Source organism: Candidatus Hydrogenedens sp. (assembly GCA_035361075.1).
Classification (GTDB): Bacteria; Hydrogenedentota; Hydrogenedentia; order Hydrogenedentales; family Hydrogenedentaceae; genus Hydrogenedens.
The window spans coordinates 97,721-118,938 of record DAOSBX010000005.1 but is presented as its reverse complement, the minus strand read 5'-3'; the positions used below and the strand labels follow the sequence as shown (position 1 = coordinate 118,938).

Here is a 21,218-nt window from a genome sequence, read left to right as displayed (position 1 = left end):
AAACAACCCTTCTCCTTCTATTACCCCCTCGCCTTCCAATATTCCCTCTGTCGTTCCTTCTGTTATTCCTTCACCTTCTTGGGCACCTTCTCCCTCCGATATGCCCTCTAGAACGCCTTCCAGCACTCCCTCGCCTTCCGATGTGCCTTCTAAAACCCCTTCCAATACTCCTTCACCTTCTATTATACCCTCACCTTCCGAACATGGACCCGTAGATACTAAAAGTGACACGGTATTTCCCTGAAATATTACCTCACCAAATCCAGGGGAACTACTAATTACTTTATTTTGAGGAATATCGTTACTACATTGTTGAGTAATCTCTGCTATGACTAAATATTGATTGTTCAGCAGAGTTATTGATTCATCTTTATCTTTTTGTTCTAAATTTGGGATGAATACGTTCTGGTTTACGAAATATGGATATGTTACATTTTCCTTTATCTGCCAGCAATTCACAAAATCCCAATCTACAAAAGTAGACATCTTCCTCATCTCGCTTGAATTTTTTCCTATACCATGGGCGGAAGTGGTTTGTCCTGATACATCTATATCCCAATAACTTGTATTTTCCATTGTTCTATTACCATTTGCTCCGATTAAACCACCTATATACGTGCCAGAAGCGTTTATGTATCCAGCCGAATAGCAGTATACAATACTCCCCATCTGATTATTGTAACCAATTAATCCGCCAATGTTACTACTATTGTTTTTTGAACCTATAATTTTTACTATTGAATAGCATTCATAAACTTGTCCATAATTATCTCCAACAATACCACCTACACTTGATTCTCCAGAAATAGAACCACCTACAACAAAACAATTTTCAATTTTTCCTCCATAATTTTGAGCGGTAATACCTCCTACATAATATCTACCTGATATATTAACATCTTGTAATCCTAAATTACTTATAACTGCAGTGTTACCGATACTGCCGAACAAACCCTTATAATTAAGTTTTGGTGAATTTATATATAAACCCCAAATAACATGGTTATTACCATTCAACTTACCCATAAAACGATTATTTTCACTTCCAATAGATTCAAATCCTGTATTAAGATTCCAAGTTAATGTTTCTCTCGCATCAATGTCTTGAGTAATTTCGTACTCCCCATCCATGGGGTAGTCAGGGTCTTTACCAATCTTGCTTAACTTTTCGATTGTATCAATTGATATAACACTAAAAGCGTTGTTCATTAAAAAGACAAGTGATAACAAGACATAGCAGTAAATAATATTTGACTTTTTTGTTTTTACTTGAAGTAATACTTTTTTCATATCCTTTTGCCTCACTAAATTTTTGATATTTATTTTTTATAGTTTGTAGAAATTATACCATATAAAGGTTAAAAATGAATATCGTATTTATTGTTTTTGATACTCTTTATAAGGTTTAAACGATTATTATTCTCTCTATAACAATCAATTCCTCTTATTAAATACGATAAGTTATAATAAAGCAGTATTTAGATTATTTTTACAGTCAGTCTTTTTATTCTGTTATTAATAACACTTAAAGTATATTGATTAAAAAAGTAGCTAATTTATTTGTAAGGTGTTGAAATCAAGATAGGAAAGAGATTCTTTATTTTATAATGCAATTACATTTTCAATACTATGTCTAAACTAAAAGAATAAAGTAACGAGATGGAAATATGTCTGTAAAAAGTAATCGTAGAGCAGAACGAAATAGAACAATAACGCTAACAAAACGGGAGATACAAAATTATAAAAAACGGTTTTTATATATTAGCCATCCTGTCTCGGTAGGTAAGATAACAAACAAAATAATTCATCAAGACCTATTTAAAATTATCGATTTTTTACCAACATTATTTGTAGATTTGTTGTTTATAGATCCACCATATAATTTACGTAAGCAGTTTAATGCCAATCAATTCCGTGAAATGTCTGAAGAAGCGTATGAGGACTGGATAGAATCATGGTTAAATCCATTAAGAAGAATACTAAAACCAACTGCTTCCATTTATATTTGCGGTGATTGGAAATCTTCCTCAGCAATTTATCGTGTGATGTCTAAATACTTTAAGGTTCAAAACCGAATTACATGGGAACGGGAAAAAGGTCGAGGTGCTCTAAGTAACTGGAAAAACTGCTCAGAGGATATCTGGTTCGGTACTGTGTCCAATAAGTTCTATTTCAATAGTAAAGCAGTTATGCTGAAACGGAAAGTAGTTGCACCTTACAGGGACGAGGCAGGTAAACCTAAAGATTGGAAAAGTGAACAAGATGGCAATTATCGGCTAACATATCCATCGAATCTATGGACAGATATAACTGTTCCATTTTGGTCTATGCCTGAGAATACTGACCATCCGACACAGAAACCAGAAAAACTTGTGGCTAAAATTATCCTTGCCAGTTCTAAAGAAGGGGATTTTGTTTTTGACCCGTTTTCGGGTGTAGGGACTACTTGTGTTGTAGCAAAGAAATTAGGTCGACACTACTGCGGTGTCGAAATAGATGAGACTTATTGCTGTTTAGCAGAAAAACGTTTAGAATTAGCAGAGGAAGACAAAACAATCCAAGGTTATGTTGGTGGAGTATTTTGGGAACGGAATACAATGAAAGACCAGAAAAGAATTTAAAATGTAAGAGGAGCAGTATTAATTACTTGTAATTTATACGTTTTATATTTTGAATATTTTTATGTTAACATAAACTATATAACATAACCGTCTAACCAGAAAGAAAGGAGAGTGTTTATGAGTAATCCAGACGTTTCAAAACAAGGGATTCCGCTATTAGGAGATGATTTTCCTACAATGAATGTAATGACGACACATGGCAAGATAGAATTACCTAAAGTGTTTGCAGGAAAATGGTTTGTCTTGTTCAGCCATCCAGCGGATTTTACACCTGTATGCACTACAGAGTTTGTAGCATTTCAAAATCGGTATGAAAAGTTTAAGGCGTTGAATTGTGAGTTGATAGGTCTTAGTATGGACCAGGTGTTCTCGCATATAAAGTGGGAAGAATGGATACGGGAAAAGTTAGGAATTGATATTCAATTTCCCATTATAGCGGACAATGGTGCAGTAGCAAATACTCTGGGGCTGGTCCATCCGGGAAAAGGAACAAATACAGTTCGGGCAGTATTTGTCGTTGATGACAAGTCAAAAATACGGTTGATTATTTATTATCCTCAAGAGGTAGGTAGAAACATTGACGAAGTCGTTCGAATTGTAGAGGCGTTACAAATTGCCGATAAATATAAGGTTGCAATGCCTGAGAATTGGCCTCATAATGAATTAATTAAGGACCGTGTAATTATACCACCACCTACTGATACGAATAGTGCCAGAGAACGTTTGGCTAAAGCTAAAGAAGGTGGTTATGAATGCTATGATTGGTGGTTTTCTCACAAAAAATTAGAAAAATAAAAATATTCGGTGAATAATTTCAGATTTTCAGACATGTCAGACTTTTCAGATAATTAGGACAAGTTGGACATATAAACTTGTATATTATTCCTCATAGTAGAAGAGCTTTACATTGCGATTTTTCAAACGATTTAGGAATGCATCAACATCGTCGATAGCGGATTCGGCGGAGTGTACCCCAGGTTTATTTAATTCGCCACGCGCTATCATTAGTGCCCCTTCAACTGCGGGGATACTCGTTATCTCAGCGATGTGCCCTACACCAGAATAATAATGATGTGTTGGTTTTCCATTCTTCTCACCATACACATCTATACGGAATACGGACTGGTCGATACCTCCTTTTGAGAAGATGCCCATATTAACCAGTGGCAAAAGAATTTTGGTTAATATTTCCCGTTTTCGCGAGGTATTCGTTAATCCGAGGGAGCCTAAAAATGTGGCTAAACGTGCAATATATGGTGGGTGAATACCCCCATGTAGTGATACATACGTCAAACCTGGCAAATTGCGTGGGACAGACACGGATTCCGCATGACCCGTAATATAGACAGGTAATTTGCCCATAGGTTCAGGAAACTCCACTATTTTTCGTTCTGTACCAGTTTTAATTTTTACTTCTTTTCCATCTCGCCACTGCAGGGTATAACCGCTAAAAATATGCAATACGTGTTTTACATTTGCTGGTCCGATATCTTCATCTGAACCCCCAGCCCAATTGATTTCTATTCGTTCTGGTTTGTCTAAGGATACATAACCTTTCTTTGCTAATAAATTAGTTATTCCTGGTGAGTTTCCCAATCCTGCAATTACTGTAATTCCTGCATCTTTTGCCTTTTCATTTAGAGTTATCGCAGAGAGATAGGCATCATAATCATCGCAAATACTCACATAAGGCACTTTTGCATCGAGACATGCATCAATAATGTCATGTTCAAACATATAAAATGGACCGATAAACCCCAATGCTACATTATGCCCTCTAACAGCGTCAATTAGAGATGCTCTATCTTTTGCATTGACAAATTTAGCTGAAAACTTAAAACCGAGATTTTTTGCAATTTGTTGCGCCTTATCTACATTAATATCGGCAATGGTAATGGAAGTTACATCATCTTCCTTTGCAAGTAATTCGAGCGCAACTTTTGCCATATCCCCACATCCACCTAAAACACATATTTGCATAACGGTCTCCTTTCCTTTTAATCATACATAATCTTACATATTCTTAATGGTATGACGCACACTTATTTTTAGTCAAACACACAGTAAGAGACATTTTTAATAACGAATTTGTGTCGTTTTGTAATGGTAAAGTAAAAAAAGGTGAAGAGAAATCATAGTGTTCAAATATATTGTTCATTACAGATTTAAGGAATTACACATTTAATAGTGATTGTGGTAAAATAATATTGTAGTAATCAAGGGTAAAAGATAACTAAAAAACAATTTGAGGAGAATACTATGACAGAAAATAAAGATTTTGCTCTTGCTCTAATGGTTCCCGCAATTTGGATTGGTAATATACTGTTTCTAGTACTTTATACAATTGCATCACCTGTTTTATTTTTCTGGGCATTGTTTAAACCAGAGTCACCACAGGAGTTTATAGTTAATTTGTTTGGCGGTAGTGAGAGATGAAAAGAACAATTAGGACGAGTAGAAAAGGTCGGACACGTCAAAAAGTATAAGACATGGTTTTTAAGAGGTAGATAATGTTGAGACGTTTGTTTCGCGATTTTTTTGGTTAAAGTCGAAGTTTATAGTATCGTCTTTAGATACGTCAATATAGACATATCCACCATTTTCAAGTTTGCCGAAAAGTATTTCATCTGCTAAGGGTGTTTCTATCTCTGTCTGTATCAGACGGGCTAAGGGTCTTGCACCTAATCGTGTATCATAACCTTTCTCTGCAAGGTAGATGCGTGCGGATGGGCTTAATTCGATTGCCACTTCTTTTTCTATAAGTTGTGCCTTTATTCTATTTATAAACTTATCAACGATTAGCTTCATTATTTCTATGTTAAGCGGATTAAATGAGACGATAGCATCTAATCGGTTTCGGAATTCTGGGGACATGGTTTGTTCAATGGCTTTTATACTTTTTCGTTCAGCATCGTTTTGAGACATGGTAAATCCAATAGATTGGGAATACAGTTCTCTTGCACCTGCGTTAGAAGTCATAATGAGTATAACATTACGGAAATCTGCCTTTTTGCCCATATTATCAGTCAATGTTGCTTCATCCATCACCTGAAGCAGGATATTAAACAGGTCGGGATGTGCCTTTTCTATTTCATCGAGTAAAAGGACTGTATATGGATAACGACGTATTTCGTCTACAAGAATTCCACCTTGCTCAAAACCTACATACCCTGGCGGGGCACCAATAAGTCTTGCGACTGCATGTTTTTCCATATATTCACTCATATCATATCTTGCGAAATGATTCCCGAGAATGGTGGCGAGTTGTCTTGCCACTTCTGTTTTACCAACACCAGTAGGTCCAGTAAATAAGAAACAACCAATAGGTCGGTTAGGTTTTCCCAATCCTGCTCGTGAACGACGGATAGCTTTGACTACTGTATCAATTGCTTCATCCTGTCCGAAAACGACGGACTTTAGTTCTTTTTCGAGATTTTTTAATTTCTCTTTATCAGCGGAATTAACCGTTCTGAGTGGAATTTGTGCCATATCTGCAATTGTGCGTTCAATATCTTTCACATCAACTGTAATTTGTTCTTGATTGGATTCGATACGTACCATTGCGGCGGATTCATCTAAAACATCAATTGCTTTGTCAGGTAAAAATCTGTCGTTTAGGTATTTTGCGGACAAATCAACAGAGGCAATAAGTGCCTCTTCTGTAAAGGTAACATTATGATGTTTCTCATAACTCTCTTTTAATCCACGAACAATCTCTATACATTCGTCAATAGATGGCTCATGCACATCTATCTTTTGAAACCTTCTTGAAAGGGCTCTATCTTTTTCGAAATGATTTTTAAATTCTTCGTATGTTGTAGCACCGATACAGTGAATCTCTCCACTTGCTAAAAATGGTTTAAGTATTGAGGCGGCATCAATACTTGATTCCGTAGTGCTACCTGCTCCTACAAGGGTATGAATTTCGTCAAAATATAGAATTACATTTTTTTTCTTTAATACTTCCTGAATAAGGGATTTGATTCTTTGTTCAAAATCACCCCGATATTTAGTTCCAGCAATCATTCCAGGCAGGTCAACCATTAGTATTTCCACTTTTTTAAGGGCTTCAGGTACTTTAGCATCGGCTATTCTCTGAGCTAATCCTTCTACAATGGCTGTTTTCCCGACACCAGGTTCACCCACAAAAATAGGATTATTTTTTCTTCTACGGCAGAGAACACGGATTGCTCGTTGAATCTCGAGTTCACGTCCAATAACGGGGTCTATCTTACCTTTACGTGCTTTTTGGACTAAATTGATAGTGAAATTTTCCAAAACAAGAGATGTTTTTTTGGTACGTGCTTGTTGTTCTTCTTCTATGTTCAACTCTTGTTCATCAGAAGGATAAGCTTCATTTTTTGTAATATATTCCAGTATTTCCAGTCTGGTAATGCCTTCTTGATAAAGGAAATAAGCAGCATGGGAGTCTTCTTCTTCGAAAAATGCTGCGAGGATGTCACCCGCATCGACTTCGGACTTGCTTGAGTTTTGAACATGATATACTGCACGTTGAATTAACCTGTCAAACGCTGGCGTTTGTTGTAAGTTTAAATCAACACTTCTTGGAACCTTTGCAATATACTCATCAAAGAAGTTGTTTAATTTTTTGCGAAGTCTCTCTATATCACACCCACAATTTGTAAGGATTTCTTTTCCATAAGGGTCATCTAATAAGACATAAAGCAAATGTTCAGGACATAGATACTCATGTCTCCGTTTTCTTGCTTCTTTTAGGGCATTACCTATGGCACGTTGTATTTGTTTACTTAACATAATTTATATCACCTTGTATGTTTGATTCTCTATAATAAACATTATAAATAACAAAAATATTCATTTTATTCAGGCTTAATTGAACACCGCAAAGGAAAGCCATTTTGTCGTGCTAATTTATGGACTGTTTCTACTTTTGCCTCGGCAACAGAACGAATATATATACCTGCAACACCGATACCTTCACGGTGAACTTTTAACATAATACGCATGGCATCCTCATAAGGTTTATTAAAAATCTTTTGAAGAATAAACACAACAAACTCCATCGTCGTGTAATGGTCGTTATGAAGTAGGACTTGATACAACTTAGGGAGGTTTACTATATTCTTATCTTTTACATGACTCTCGTATTGTGTCCCTGTCGATGACATATATGTTCCCTCATTTAACTCTACAATATATTATACTAAATTTCTACTTTAATTTTTTATCTATTGATTTATCAGAGTTGACAATATATGCTAAAAGTTATTATTGTAATATAAAGTACTAACACAAAGGTGTGATTATGAAAAGTTGTTATCGTTGTGGAACACCGTGGGAAAGTTTTACCAAAAAACAGCCTGGTGTGAAAGAGACGTGTACCAAATGTAATGCTTATCTTCATTGTTGCATGAATTGTCGTTGGTACCTACCCGGGAAACCCAACGACTGTTTAATACCGAATACAGATAAAGTGGCAAACAGAGAAGGACCCAATTTTTGTGATTTCTTTGAGATAAAGGATAGGGTTGAAAATCTTGACTCTTCATGGGAACAGCAGAAGGAAAAAGCTAAGAAGGATTTTGAACAACTATTTGGAACTCCATAATAAAATTGTTTGGAATACATAAGTCAAATTTTTTGTTATTTATACAATTTTTAAATTTGGCAGAGGAAAAGGAATAGAATTACGACACACTTATTAATTGTAGATGATAAAGAAAGCATGTTAAACCTGCTATCGCAGGCTTTTAAAGATTTGGGATTTCATGTAACTATTGCATCATCTGGAGAATCGGCGATAGATTTACTGAGTAAGCACTCTTTCGATATAGTCCTTTCAGATTTGAGCATGCCTGGCAAATCGGGGTTGGATGTATTAAGGTTTGCAAAAAGTATATCCCCTGAGATAGAGGTTATTATCATAACCGCCTATGGAACAATAGACACAGCTGTTGAAGCGATGCGATTGGGAGCCCATGATTATATTACAAAACCGTTTCAATTGGCAGTATTGAAAAATAAGGTTACAAAATTAGCCAAACAAATAGAAATGAAGAGTAGCAATCGAGTGCGAACATGGATACATCCTTCTGTCCAACATCTCATAGGTGAAAGTTCACAAACACGTCAATTACGACAAATGATTGCACGAATTGCACCCACCAGAAGTTCTGTTTTAATTACAGGACCCAGTGGTGTAGGGAAGGAATTGGTCGCACGGGCTTTACATGAAGCGAGTCCACGTAGGGATGAGCCTTTCATTGCTTTAAATTGTGCTGCTTTAGCACCTACACTTTTAGAAAGTGAGTTGTTTGGACATGAGAAAGGTGCATTTACTGGAGCAACATCACGATATATAGGGCGATTTGAACGGGCACATAAAGGAACGTTGTTTTTAGATGAAGTAGGTGATATAGACCCAGGCGTACAGGTGAAACTGTTGAGGGTTTTACAGGATGGTGAATTTGAAAGGGTTGGAGGGACAGAAACAATAAAAGTAGATGTGCGAATTTTAGCAGCAACAAATCATGATTTACGTAAATCTATTACTCAAGGAAAATTTCGGGAGGATTTCTATTATCGTCTTAATGTCTTTTCAATATATGTACCCCCACTGAGAGAGCGTCCTGAAGATATCCCCTATTTAGTTGACCATTTTCTAAATCGTTTTAGCATGGAATTTGGCAAGGAATTATATGAGGTTGACGATGAAGTTATTAAAATATTTTTGCGGTATCCATGGCCTGGAAACATTCGGGAATTAGAAAATGTAATGGAACGAGCCGTTGTCTTAGCTACAGGACCTCAAATAACCATAAATGAATTACCTTACGAAATTCTAAGTTATGCTGACATAAAAGGTATTCCAGAACAAGGGGTAGAAGAGAAGGAAACACGAATCGACATGTTTTCCTTAGACCAATATACAGACCAAATTGAAAAAGAACTCATTCTCAAAACGCTTGAGGAATTTCACTGGAATAAGACCAAAACTGCAAAAAAATTAGGTATTAAAAGGACAACGCTTCAATATAAAATAAAAAAATTGGGACTCGAATAATTGCCTACCTCTTTGTCAATGCCAATAGTAACAACAAAATATTTTTACTGGTTGAATTAACTTTGTTGTAATCTTATTATGCCTTTTTTGGCAATATCTTTACGGTAGTGCATTCCCTCAAAGTGTATTTTATCCACTGCATTATAGGCCTTTTTGACAGCAGATGGTAAATCTTTGTCCCAAGCAGTAACATTAAGCACCCGTCCACCATTTGTATAAAATTTTCCATCTTCTTCAGCCGTTCCTGCATGGAAAACCACCACATTAGGGTCCTTTTCCGCTTCGTCAATTCCAGTGATTAATTTTCCTTTTTCGTAAGTTCCTGGATATCCCTTGCTGGTAAGTGCAACAGTCACACAGGCATAGGGATTATATTTGATAGAAAGTTTATCTAATGTTCCTTCAATAGTTGCCCAGAAGAAAGGCACGATATCTGATTCCATTCGCGGTAGAATTGCTTGCGTCTCAGGGTCACCAAAACGGACATTAAACTCCACGACATAGGGTCCCTGTTCGTTAATCATTAAACCTGCATATAGAATTCCCTTGAAGGGCATCCCTTTTTGGGACATGGTTTCTATTGTGGGTTGTAGTATCCTTTCAAATATTTGTTTTTCAACATGATTAGTTACAATAGGGGCTGGTGAATAAGCACCCATTCCACCTGTATTAGGACCTTTATCATCGTCGAACACAGGTTTATGGTCTTGACTACTGGTTAATGGAATAATGTGTCTGCCATCTGAAAAAGCGAGAATACTGGCTTCTTCCCCTGTTAAGTATTGCTCAATCACAATTGTTTCACCAGCAGAACCAAACGTTTTTTTCTGCATTGCGTCATTAATTGCATTTATTGCGTTATTTTCATCAAAAGCAACTGTTACCCCTTTACCTGCGGCTAATCCATCAGCCTTGATAACGATAGGGGTGCCATGTTTTCTAACATATTCAATTGCCGAGTCCGAATCTTTGAAGATAGCATAATGGGCTGTGGGTATTCCCGCTTCTTTCATTATGTTTTTAGCGAAGGATTTGCTGGCTTCCAATTGTGCGGACTGTGTTGTCGGACCGAAAACAGGGATATCATACTGAGATAAAAAATCGGTTATACCTAAAGCAAGGGGTTCTTCAGGACCGACAACAACAATTTGTATTTTTTCGTTCTGAATAAATTCTTTAATTGCTCCAAAATCTTTTATATTTAGAGGAGCACAAGAAGACTTTTCCATTTTTTTAATTCCGGGATTACCGGGGATAGCATAAACTTTTTCCACTTCTGGGCTTTGCTGAATTTTCCAACAAAGGGCATGTTCTCTGCCACCACTTCCGAGAACTAATATTCTCATAAATAACCTCCTTATAACCATGAAGTTTATATAGGTTTACTAATTTTTTACATAGAGGAATTAAAGATGTTCCTCTTGAGAACATAAAGGGGCAGATTCCGATGGAGGTGATGCATGATGGTCTAAAAATTCAGCAATATTCTTATCATAACGGGAGGTACAGAAGAAAGCCTCCTGAGCTAAACGGTACCTTGTAATAAAGGATACTGCTCCTTCATGGGCTCGCATTTCATGCATCACTAAAGGATAATAAATTCTGTCAACAACTACAGTTACATATCTAAAGTTTTTAGCGGCTGAGCGTATCATTGTAATACCGCCAATATCAATTTGATTAAATAATTCATCTACGGAACCACCCGACTGCTCAATGATTCGCGATACTGGTTTGGGGTTTGCCACTACAAGGTCGATTTGTGGAAAATTATATTGTTGCATTTGTTCTATATGTAATTTATTATCCCGTAAAGCAAGTAATCCCGCATGAATTTTTGGATGAAGTGTTTTTAACCTTCCTCCGAGAATTTCAGGAATGCCTGTAAATTCGCCGATATATATTGAAGGAATGCCATTGGCTCGAAGATAATCATTTGTTCCGACGGTTGCGATAATTTCGACATGATATTCATGTAGAAATTGTGCGAATTCAACTAAACCACTTTTATCATAGCAACTAATAACTGCCCTTTTAATTCTTTCCATGAGATTCTCCTGAATTATTATTTTTTTTGATTTGATATATTATATTAATATACATTATTGATATAGAAAAATTCTCAAAATGGAACCAAAACATGTACAATTTATAAGAGGTCTTTTTGTCCTTCATCAAGTTCAATCACGATTTCGTCATTGAGGAGTTTAATAATTTCCTGTATATCTGCCCATGTCTTAACTTTATCCTTAGGGTTACGTAATAAATAAGCAGGGTGATAAGTCACCCTCAATGGTATTCCATGATAATTATGCCATTTACCCCTTAACTCATTTGTCGGTGCATCGGTTTTTAATAGTGTTTGTGCAGCAATCCTACCTAAAGCACAAATAACCTTAGGCTTTATAAGACGCAATTGTTCAAGCAAATAAGGTTCGCAGTGGAACACTTCCATAGGATTAGGATCTCGATTTTCAGGTGGTCGGCATTTCAGCACATTACAGATATATACATCCTCGCGTCTCATCTTCATACCTTTGACGATAATATCCGTAAGTAATTGTCCTGCCCTCCCCACAAATGGCAATCCTTGTCGGTCTTCTTCTGCCCCAGGGGCTTCTCCGACAAAAACCAATTTAGCTTGTGGGTTACCTGTACCGAAAACCGTCTGAGTTCGTTCTGTATGAAGTGGACATTTAACACATTTTTTTACTTCTTCTTTTAGTAAATTTAGTTGATGCTGAATATGTTCCAATGAATTTTCTTCTTCTCTCTGCTCTAACTCTTGTTGTTCGGTTTCACTTTGGTGGTCACTGTTTTCATTACTGATTTCCGATTTCCCTTTATCGGCAAAAGCAAGGCTGTAACGTTTTATATGTTTAGCAAAAGAATGAGGGTCGAGAGCATCCCATCTCTGGGCACACTCTTGAGAAATATTTACTGTTTTTTTAGAGGTATATTCCTGATTTATAAAGGCAATGAGGTCTTCTAATAGGCTCTGCAACTCTTCATTTACATTCATTTCAATATTTCCTATGTCATCAAAGAAAATTCATATATTTTTTTTGTATATAATATATAACAATTTGTTTTTTAAGTAAACAAATTGAATAATTTTATAGGCTGGGAAAATAGCTAATAAGGTAGCAAATGACAACTGAGGAATTAATAATACATCAACTTACAGAAAGAAATATAAGCCTTGCAACAGCCGAATCTTGCACAGGTGGTCTTATTGCTCACCGTCTTACAAATGTACCAGGCTCCTCTGCTGTTTTTTTAGGGGGTATTGTAGCATATAGTAATGAATTAAAAAAGAAATTATTAGGTGTTCCTGAGCATTTGTTAGTGGAATATGGTGCAGTAAGTGAGCCTGTTGCAAAAGAAATGGCTTTGGGAGTTTGCAAACATTTAGGAAGTATGCTTGGAATTGGTGTTACAGGTATTGCAGGACCTGGTGGAGGCACTTTGACAAAACCAGTGGGATTGGTTTATATAGGGATTGCGTCTTACGAGTTAGGACAGTGTCATGTTTATGAATTCCGATTTTCTGGTAGCCGATTGGAAATCAAACAACAAACAGCGGATAATGCCCTAAACCTGATTATTAACACTTTAAAACTTTTGAAAAAATGAGGATTCATTCCATGGTGAATAAAGATTTTGTACACTTACATACCCATTCTGAATACAGTATCTTAGATGGTATGTCACGGATTAAAGATTTGGTTGAACTCTGTCATAAATATAAAATGCCAGCTTTAGCATTAACAGAACATGGTAATTTGTTTAGTGCGGTTCCTTTTTACCGTGCTGTAAATAATTATAATGAGAAAAATGGGACTCAAATAAAGCCGATTCTTGGTGCTGAAGTTTATGTTGCACCGAAGGAAAGAACAAATAAAAATGAAAAGGAATTTGACCGAAGTTATTATCATCTACTACTACTATGTGAAAATGAAACAGGTTACAATAATTTGTGTAAATTAATATCGGCAGGGTATCTCGAAGGATATTATAAGAAACCTCGAATTGATATGAAACTTTTAGCAAATCACCATGAAGGGCTTATTGCTGGTAGTGGATGTATTAGTGGGCGAATTCCGAAAGCATTATCATATGATAAAGTTGAGATTGCAGAGAATACAATTGGTACCCTTGTTGATATTTTTGGTAAGGAACGATTTTTTCTGGAAATAATGTATCACTCGCTTCCTGAAGAAGATAAAGTGAATCCGAAGATTGTGGAATTATCAAAAAAATATAAGATTTCGCTCATCGCAACTCAAGATTCGCACTATACTTATCCAGACGACGCAGACGCCCATGAAATTCTGTTGTGTATCCAGTCGCAGGATACCTTATTAAATGAGAAACATTGGAAATTTGGTAGCAATGAATTTTACTTCCGCAGTCCGGATGAAATGTATCGAATTTTTAAAGATTTTCCGGAGGCATGTAGAAACACACTACGAATTGCAGAGATGTGTAGTGGTGATATTATCAAAAAGCGTAAGCTCATACCAAAATATATTCCAGAAGACCATTCAGACCCAAAAACCTACTTAAGGAAATTAGTCAATGAAGGTTTAAAAAAGAAATTTGAAGGGAATGTTCCTGACATTTACAAGGAAAGAGCAGAATATGAATTAAGGATTATAGAAAAACTCAATTTTGTAGATTATTTCCTTGTTGTCTGGGATATCGTACATTATGCAAAGACACACAGCATTCCTGTAGGGCCTGGTAGAGGTTCTGCGGCGGGGAGTATTGTAGCATATGTATTAGGTATAACTGACGTAGACCCGATACGTTATCAGTTATTGTTTGAACGTTTTTTAAATCCTGAACGAGTAAGCGACCCCGATATTGATATTGATTTTGCAGATACACAACGTTCTGAAATTATCCGCTATGCGATTTCAAAATATGGAGCGGAGAATGTAGCACAAATAGCCACATTTCAACGTTCACTTGCCCGCAACGTCGTTAGGGATGTAGGTCGTGTTCTTGGGATGGAATACAATGAAGTAGACCAAATTGCTAAGATGATACCCGCAGGGAAAATAACTTTAAACGAAGCATTGGAAAAAGAACCTGACTTGAAACAACTGGTCGAAACAGACTCAAATGTAAAAAAGTTATGGAACTTTGCTATTAAGTTAGAGGGGATTATAAGGAATTGTGGAACTCATGCTGCGGGGATAGTTATCTGTGACAAACCAATCGTTAATTTCGTAGCCCTGTTCAGGGAACAAAATTCAGAATTTGTTGCAACACAAGCGGAAAAAGAATGTGTTGAATATCTCGGTTTATTAAAGATGGATATACTTGGACTAAAGACCTTAACAGTTATTGACAACACGTTAAAATTAATTAAAAAACATAAAGGCATAACTATTAATCTGGGAAACATTCCATTAGATGACAAGAAGACATTTAAGATATTACGGGAAGGGAAGACATTAGGGGTTTTTCAATTAGAAAGTTCTGGGATGCGTGACGTTGCAATTCGACTTAAGGTAAGCACTTTCGAGGAAATTTCTGCTCTGGTTGCGTTATATCGCCCAGGACCCATGAAATTTATTGATACATTCATCCAAAACAAATTTAATCCTGAAAAAATTCAATATTGGCATCCATCCTTAGAACCGATAGTAAAAGAGACCTATGGAATTCCAATTTACCAAGAACAAGTCATGCAGATAGCTCAAACATGTGCAGGATTTTCCCTACCCCAATCAGATACGTTACGTTCAGGAATGGCAAAGAAAAAAATAGAAATTGTTAAGAAAATGGAAGAACCATTCATCAATGGATGTAAAAAAAATGGAATTGATGGGCAACTGGCATCTCAAATTTACTCAAATATTCAGGAATTTTCTAATTATGGATTCAATAAATCCCATTCTGTGGCATATGCACTTTTGTCGTATCAAACAGCATACTTAAAGGCAAATTTTCCTGAAGAGTATATGTGTGCTTTGCTAACAAGTGAAACCGATAATCTGGACAAAATCTCTTTATATGTTCAGGAAGCAAAACGTATGGGAATCTCAATATTTCCACCTGATATTAATAAAAGTGATGTTGGCTTTACTATTGAGGACAAATCAATTCGGTTTGGTCTTGGCGTCATAAAAAATGTGGGAATCGGTGTTTGTCAATCTATTGTAGAAGAGCGAGAACTCAATGGACCATATAAGAATATTTTCGATTTTTGTCAACGGTTAAATCCACGTCAAATTAATAAACGTGTTTTAGAGAATTTAATAAAGGCAGGGGCATTTGATAGCTTTGGTGTGAAACGTAAAGAAATGTTTGATTTGATTGATATATCTCTGGCGGAAGGGCAACGAGCCATACGTGACCGTGAATTAGGACAAATCAGTTTATTTGATGAATCAGAAGGAGTAACAACGAGAGCGACCTCTCGGGATAAAACCCAAAAAGATGATTGGGCGTTGTTAGAAAAGTTAACATATGAAAAAGAGGTGGTTGGTTTATACCTTACTGGACATCCATTAGAACAGTATAAGGACTTACTTTCTATATGGGTAGCTCCACATTATATGATTGAAGAGGGCAAGGAAGGTGACGAAGTTATTGTTGGTGGAATTGTTTCTTCTATAAAATATCACACAAATGAAAAAGGGAAAATGGCATTTGTCAGTTTGGAAGGCATTGGGAAACAATACGAAGTTACTTTTTTTTCAGATGTTTATGAGGAATCAAAAGATATTCTCTCCAAAGGAAGTGTTATTTTTGTTCTCAGTAAAATAAATTTCCGCAAAGGACAACTTGGTTTGATTGCTCGCACAGCGGTCAAACCCACAGAATTATTTACACTTGCAAAGGCTCTTCATATTCGTGTGAATTCGTTCCAATTAAAAGAAGATTACGATAAATTTTCTGATATTATTGTTCATCATACTGGAGAATGTGATGTATTTTTTCATTTTGAGGATATAATAAACCAACTTACGGATTCCGAGAATGATGATGATAAAGTTGAGTTAGTGGATACTGTACCGAAGAAAGTGGAAATAATTATTCAGGCTCATCCAGACTATAATGTTACCCCTACACCTCAGCTATTAATGGAACTTGAAAACATATTCGGTGAAGGAAATGCCTGGTTTAGTCCAGGCTATGCTCTACCATTACACATTAATGGTAAAATCAAAATTTTCTAATTTAGATTAGATGTTTGTGTAGTTTCACTGCCTTGTAGTCTGAATATATAAATCACTCTACTTTACATATAACGACTACAATTACAATATGTTCTTATACGGAAGTTACATAAAACAATCAAAAAGAAGGAAAGCAAATTAAGTTGTTTACTGTTCAGTTGATGAATAAGGTTGTTCCATCGAGCCTTTACTTACCAGTTCCATTTCTTTGTTTATTTCTCTTTCTAATTCATCAATTGCTCGATATGCAATTTCGAGGGCATTTTTCTGTCGCTCAGAGAGCGAGCCAAGTTGTTCTTTTGTAGCAAGATATAGAATGTTTTTAATTATAGTTAAATAGTTATAAATTTTTGACACAATATGATTTGATAATCCTACCTGAATTTCTTTTAGTAGATTTAATTTATTTTCAATTTCTTCTTTTTGTTTTCGTAAAACAAATGATATTTCTTGGAGTCGTTGTTGTTCACGCTTATCAATAAGAATTCCAAGAAAATGTCGTCTACGATTTTGATAAAACGCCTGAACGATAAAGTCTACAGGTATTTCTTCTCCTGTCGAGGTAAGTGCTATCGCATTGATATTCATATTTTCTCTTGATTTCAGAGAGAGTAAATGTTCTCCTATTAAAGTATCATCAAAAAAGAAACTACGAATTCGTTCACCTATGATACCTTCAGATTTAAGTTGGAAAAAATCATACGCATTGGCATTCGCATCAACAATAATTTCACGTTCGTCAAAAATAATAATAGGAGTTCCAATGCTATCGATAATTGATTTGATAATCCCTTGCGTGTAAAGAAGTTCTTGTTCCTTTTGCAAAAGGTCTTTCCGCGTTTCGTTTATATAAAAAAGAAAAAAGTAAGCAAAAGGAGCCGAGAAAAAGATTGTGAAACTACGCCAAAATAGATAATAAGAAGAATAGGATATTCCTTCCCATAGCCATGCCCCAATAATAGAAAAACACATGAAGATGATAACAATTAAGGTCACTATAAGAGGATAGGGTTTCTTTTCTACATATAGAAGATAAGAAAATATAAAAAAGGGATAAAACATTACTATTGGACTATACTCTTTTTCTGTAACAAGGACAGCCAATGTAATAGAGGATAGGTGAAGAAAAAAATTCAGTGGTGTCGTAAAAAGATGATACTTTCCAAAGAAAAACGTGAAATGCACAAACACATTATGTGCAACAATGAATACAATGAACAGTGGAAGTAAATACTGTTGATGAAAAGCCTCAATAATATATCCGACAACGACAATAATTAACGTAAGATACCTCAAAAACAAAGCGAGACTTTCGATTGAATTGATAACCTTTGTATGTATTTCAAGTTGGATAGGTGTTTGTTCTGGGTCTTTAGTCCAAAAAAGGAAAAGTCGCTTTAAGTTTGATGGAAACATAAATAAACTCTCTTTACTTTAAATAAATTTATCATTATCTTATTATAATTTCCTAACTTTTGGAAAATCCTACTTCTTATTTTACTATGATATACAAGGAAGTATAATATTAAACTATCGGGTAAAGTATTGAAATTGTAACATTAAAATAATTATAGGAGAATAATTATGGCAAAAATAGCGATGATAGGTGCTGGAAGTGTCGTGTTTTGCAAGACATTATTTATGGACCTCGTATCTATTCCTGCATTCCAAGATGCAGAGTTCTGGTTTATGAGTCCTACACTCAAAAAAATAGAACGAATGAAAAATTTTGCAGACCGTGTAGGCAAGGAAAATGGTTTAAAGATTAAAAATTATATTACTCAAGACAGACGTGAAGCCTTAAATCAAGCAGATTACGTAATTGCAATGTTGCAAATTGGAGGGGTAAATGCTTTTAAGTATGATTATGAGATACCATTAAAGCATGGGGTTGACCAATGTATTGGGGATACCATGGGACCGGGAGGAATATTTAGGGCACTTCGTACTATTCCTGTCATGTTAGAATTAGCAAATGATATGCAGGAACTTTGTCCAAACGCATATTTGTTGAATTATGTTAATCCCATGGCAATGGTATGTTGGGCATTAGGGAAAGTCCCTGGACTTAAGTTTGTGGGGCTATGTCATGGTGTTCAAACAACATTAGATTTAATTTCCGGTTATGTAGAAGTTCCAAAGGATGAGATTGACTACTTAGTTGCTGGGATAAATCATATGGCTTGGTTCTTAAGAATTGAGCACAAAGGAAAAGATTTATATCCCTTATTCAAACTCCGTTGTGAGCAACCTGAATATTATGTAAACGAAAAAGTGCGTATTGAGGTTATGAGGCATTTTGGATATTTTATGACTGAAAGCACAGGACATCTTTCCGAATATATTCCATGGTTTCGTAGTCATGAGAGGACACTAAAAATGTATTGTGACGAACCATCTTTTGGTGGAGAATCAGGTGCTTATTATAAATGGTGCAAGCTAATTGCAGAAAAATTAGAGAATGAGGACTTGCTGGCGAATGAACCGACAAAAATTAAAGGAAGAAGTGTTGAATATTGCTCTTATATCCTTGAAGCATTAGAAACAGGCAAAACATTTAAATTTCAAGGGAATGTTCGAAACGACCATTATATTACAAATCTTCCAGACGGCTGTTGTGTTGAAATTCCAGTGTTTGCAGATAAAATAGGATTACATCCAACACATATAGGGGCATTGCCATCTCAATGTGCTGGGTTAAATCTTACCAATGTAAATGTTCAGGGGTTAGCAGTAGAGGCAAGTATCCAGGGAGACCCAGAATTGGTTGTTTCAGCATGTGCATTAGACCCGCTTACCTCTGCATGTCTGTCCTTAAAAGAGATACGCGATATGGTAGCGGAAATGTTGGAAGCCGAACAAACATGGCTACCTCAATTTGCAGGAAAATCATTAAGACCGACACCGATTATTTCGGTTCCAAAAGATGTTCAGCGAGCTAAAGTGCCGTTAGACCCAGCATTAGCAGTTGTTCATCGTTTTGGTGAATTAGCAGAAAAAGCAAGCAAAACTACATAAGTCAATATATAATATATAAGGTTTTAGGTTATGTCAAAAAATAAAAAAGAAGATAACAAAATAAACCGACGAAGGTTTATAAAAAAGATTAGTTCAGGCTTGATATTGCTCAACAGTTCATCATGGTTCGCTCATGCTTTTGCAGAGGGAATTAGTCTCTCAGATGTAATTCGTCTGGCAGTTATTGGCAACGGTGGGATGGGTTCAAGACATATAGAGGCTCTGGCTGTTAATCCTAATTGCCAGATTGTAGCAGTATGTGATGTTGCAAAAAGTCGATACTATCAGGCGATGGATACAGTTGAAAAACTTAGTAAAAAGCGACCAGAAGGTTTTCAAGATTTTCGTTATTTGCTTGACCGCTCAGACATCGATGCTGTCTTTGTTGCAACTCCTGACCATTGGCATGCCCTTTTAACAATTATGTTTTGCAAAGCTGGAAAAGACGTCTATGTAGAAAAGCCTGTTTGCGTTACGATTCAGGAAGGTCGTGCTATGGTTGACACTGCCCGAAGATACGGTCGTGTTGTTCAGGTAGGAACACAACAGAGGTCTATGCCTGTATTTCAAAGGGCAATGCACATTATCCACTCGGGACATTTAGGGACAATTACATCTGCTCGGGCCTGGGTCGGTGTTAACGAATGGAAACCAGGTGAGAAGATTGAACCCATACCTAAAGGGTTAGACTGGGATTTGTGGCTTGGTCCCGCACCCTATGTACCTTTTTCTCGGGAGCGATTTGGCGGTTTTATGGGATTTTTTGATTATGCCCGTGGTGGACAGCTAACAAATTGGGGAATTCATTTGATTGATGTGGTTCATTGGGGAATACAACAAGACGCTCCTTTGTCTATTCAGGCTGTCGGCGGAAGTTATCGTGAGGGTCCAGGGGCTGATAATTATGAAACGATAGAAGCGTTGATGGAATACCCTGGATGTTTTGTAACATGGGAACAAAGACACGCAAATTTTCATGCAAATAAAGGGTACGGCATAGCGTTCCACGGGACAAAAGGTTCTTTATTTGTAGATAGGGGTTCTTTTATTATTAGATATGCAGATGGGTCGCAAGCACCTGAATTTGTAGGGGAACCAGAACGCAGTTGGGCTAATACAGACCACCATAATAACTTTTTTGATTGCGTTCGAACACGAAAAAAGCCTTCCGCAGATATAGAACAAGGATTTCGTTCAACATCGGCTGTTTTACTTGCAGGTATTGCATTGCGAACCAGTAGAAAATTGTTATGGGACTCCGCAAATGAACAATTTGTAAACGATAGAGAGGCAAATTGTTATCTTACTCGAACATATCGTGCACCTTGGCATTTGTAA

General features: G+C 36.2%; 17 protein-coding genes. 9 read left to right on the top strand and 8 right to left on the bottom strand.

All coding sequences use genetic code 11. The features are described 5' to 3' along the window. Nucleotides 1–1,290, bottom strand: a 1,290-nt coding sequence (locus PLJ10_02900; protein HOK08589.1) for a PASTA domain-containing protein, incomplete at its 3' end; no start/stop codon positions are given. A 377-nt stretch (nt 1,291–1,667) separates the two neighbouring features. Between PLJ10_02900 and PLJ10_02895 the strand changes: the two genes are divergently transcribed. Further along, nucleotides 1,668–2,621, top strand: coding sequence for a site-specific DNA-methyltransferase (locus PLJ10_02895; protein ID HOK08588.1), 954 nt, complete (start codon nt 1,668–1,670; stop codon nt 2,619–2,621). Nucleotides 2,622–2,738: 117 nt separating this feature from the next. Then, nucleotides 2,739–3,416 carry a peroxiredoxin gene (locus PLJ10_02890; protein HOK08587.1) on the top strand — a complete coding sequence of 226 codons (678 nt, stop codon included), beginning with the start codon at nt 2,739–2,741 and terminating at the stop codon, nt 3,414–3,416. 84 nt (nt 3,417–3,500) lie between these two features. Here the strand turns inward: PLJ10_02890 and PLJ10_02885 are convergent, their stop codons facing one another. Then, nucleotides 3,501–4,601, bottom strand: coding sequence for a saccharopine dehydrogenase NADP-binding domain-containing protein (locus PLJ10_02885; GenBank protein HOK08586.1), 1,101 nt, complete (start codon nt 4,599–4,601; stop codon nt 3,501–3,503). Nucleotides 4,602–4,880: 279 nt separating this feature from the next. On the opposite strand from PLJ10_02885, the gene PLJ10_02880 reads away from it, so the two are divergent. Beyond that, nucleotides 4,881–5,057: a hypothetical protein gene (locus tag PLJ10_02880; GenBank protein HOK08585.1), complete on the top strand. Its 177-nt coding sequence runs from the start codon at nt 4,881–4,883 to the stop codon at nt 5,055–5,057. Between the two features lie 60 nt (nt 5,058–5,117). Here PLJ10_02880 and clpA read toward each other — a convergent pair whose 3' ends face one another. Both clpA and PLJ10_02870 read right to left on the bottom strand, forming a co-directional pair. Continuing rightward, nucleotides 5,118–7,397 carry an ATP-dependent Clp protease ATP-binding subunit ClpA gene (gene clpA, locus PLJ10_02875; protein ID HOK08584.1) on the bottom strand — a complete coding sequence of 760 codons (2,280 nt, stop codon included), beginning with the start codon at nt 7,395–7,397 and terminating at the stop codon, nt 5,118–5,120. Nucleotides 7,398–7,462: 65 nt separating this feature from the next. Then, on the bottom strand, nt 7,463–7,771 hold the full coding sequence (locus tag PLJ10_02870; GenBank protein ID HOK08583.1) for an ATP-dependent Clp protease adaptor ClpS: 309 nt from the start codon (nt 7,769–7,771) through the stop codon (nt 7,463–7,465). 137 nt (nt 7,772–7,908) lie between these two features. Here PLJ10_02870 and PLJ10_02865 point away from each other — a divergent pair, with 137 nt between their 5' ends. Continuing rightward, entirely contained in the window at nt 7,909–8,211 is a 303-nt protein-coding gene (locus PLJ10_02865) for a hypothetical protein (GenBank protein ID HOK08582.1), read from the top strand. Nucleotides 8,212–8,307: 96 nt separating this feature from the next. Further along, nucleotides 8,308–9,666, top strand: a complete 1,359-nt coding sequence (locus PLJ10_02860) for a sigma-54 dependent transcriptional regulator (GenBank protein HOK08581.1) — start codon at nt 8,308–8,310, stop codon at nt 9,664–9,666. Nucleotides 9,667–9,722: 56 nt separating this feature from the next. On the opposite strand, the gene purD is transcribed toward PLJ10_02860, so the two are convergent. The 3 genes from purD to PLJ10_02845 form a co-directional block, all read right to left on the bottom strand. Then, the gene (gene purD / locus PLJ10_02855) at nt 9,723–11,012 is read right to left on the bottom strand and encodes a phosphoribosylamine--glycine ligase (protein HOK08580.1); all 1,290 of its coding nucleotides are present in this window, start codon (nt 11,010–11,012) and stop codon (nt 9,723–9,725) included. A gap of 60 nt (nt 11,013–11,072) precedes the next feature. Then, nucleotides 11,073–11,714 (bottom strand): IMP cyclohydrolase, encoded by a 642-nt coding sequence (locus tag PLJ10_02850; GenBank protein HOK08579.1) that lies wholly within the window; start codon nt 11,712–11,714, stop codon nt 11,073–11,075. A gap of 101 nt (nt 11,715–11,815) precedes the next feature. Next, on the bottom strand, nt 11,816–12,688 hold the full coding sequence (locus PLJ10_02845) for a uracil-DNA glycosylase (protein ID HOK08578.1): 873 nt from the start codon (nt 12,686–12,688) through the stop codon (nt 11,816–11,818). A gap of 128 nt (nt 12,689–12,816) precedes the next feature. Between PLJ10_02845 and PLJ10_02840 the strand changes: the two genes are divergently transcribed. Both PLJ10_02840 and dnaE read left to right on the top strand, forming a co-directional pair. Next, complete coding sequence (locus PLJ10_02840; GenBank protein ID HOK08577.1) at nt 12,817–13,302, top strand: CinA family protein; 486 nt, start codon at nt 12,817–12,819, stop codon at nt 13,300–13,302. Between the two features lie 11 nt (nt 13,303–13,313). Next, a complete protein-coding gene (gene dnaE, locus PLJ10_02835) occupies nt 13,314–16,862 on the top strand; it encodes a DNA polymerase III subunit alpha (GenBank protein HOK08576.1) in 3,549 nt (1,182 codons plus the stop codon). 147 nt (nt 16,863–17,009) lie between these two features. On the opposite strand, the gene PLJ10_02830 is transcribed toward dnaE, so the two are convergent. Continuing rightward, nucleotides 17,010–18,278 (bottom strand): PAS domain-containing protein, encoded by a 1,269-nt coding sequence (locus tag PLJ10_02830; GenBank protein HOK08575.1) that lies wholly within the window; start codon nt 18,276–18,278, stop codon nt 17,010–17,012. Between the two features lie 168 nt (nt 18,279–18,446). On the opposite strand from PLJ10_02830, the gene melA reads away from it, so the two are divergent. Together melA and PLJ10_02820 are read left to right on the top strand one after the other, a co-directional pair. Then, complete coding sequence (melA, locus tag PLJ10_02825; GenBank protein ID HOK08574.1) at nt 18,447–19,880, top strand: alpha-galactosidase; 1,434 nt, start codon at nt 18,447–18,449, stop codon at nt 19,878–19,880. A 30-nt stretch (nt 19,881–19,910) separates the two neighbouring features. Then, nucleotides 19,911–21,218, top strand: coding sequence for a Gfo/Idh/MocA family oxidoreductase (locus tag PLJ10_02820; GenBank protein ID HOK08573.1), 1,308 nt, complete (start codon nt 19,911–19,913; stop codon nt 21,216–21,218).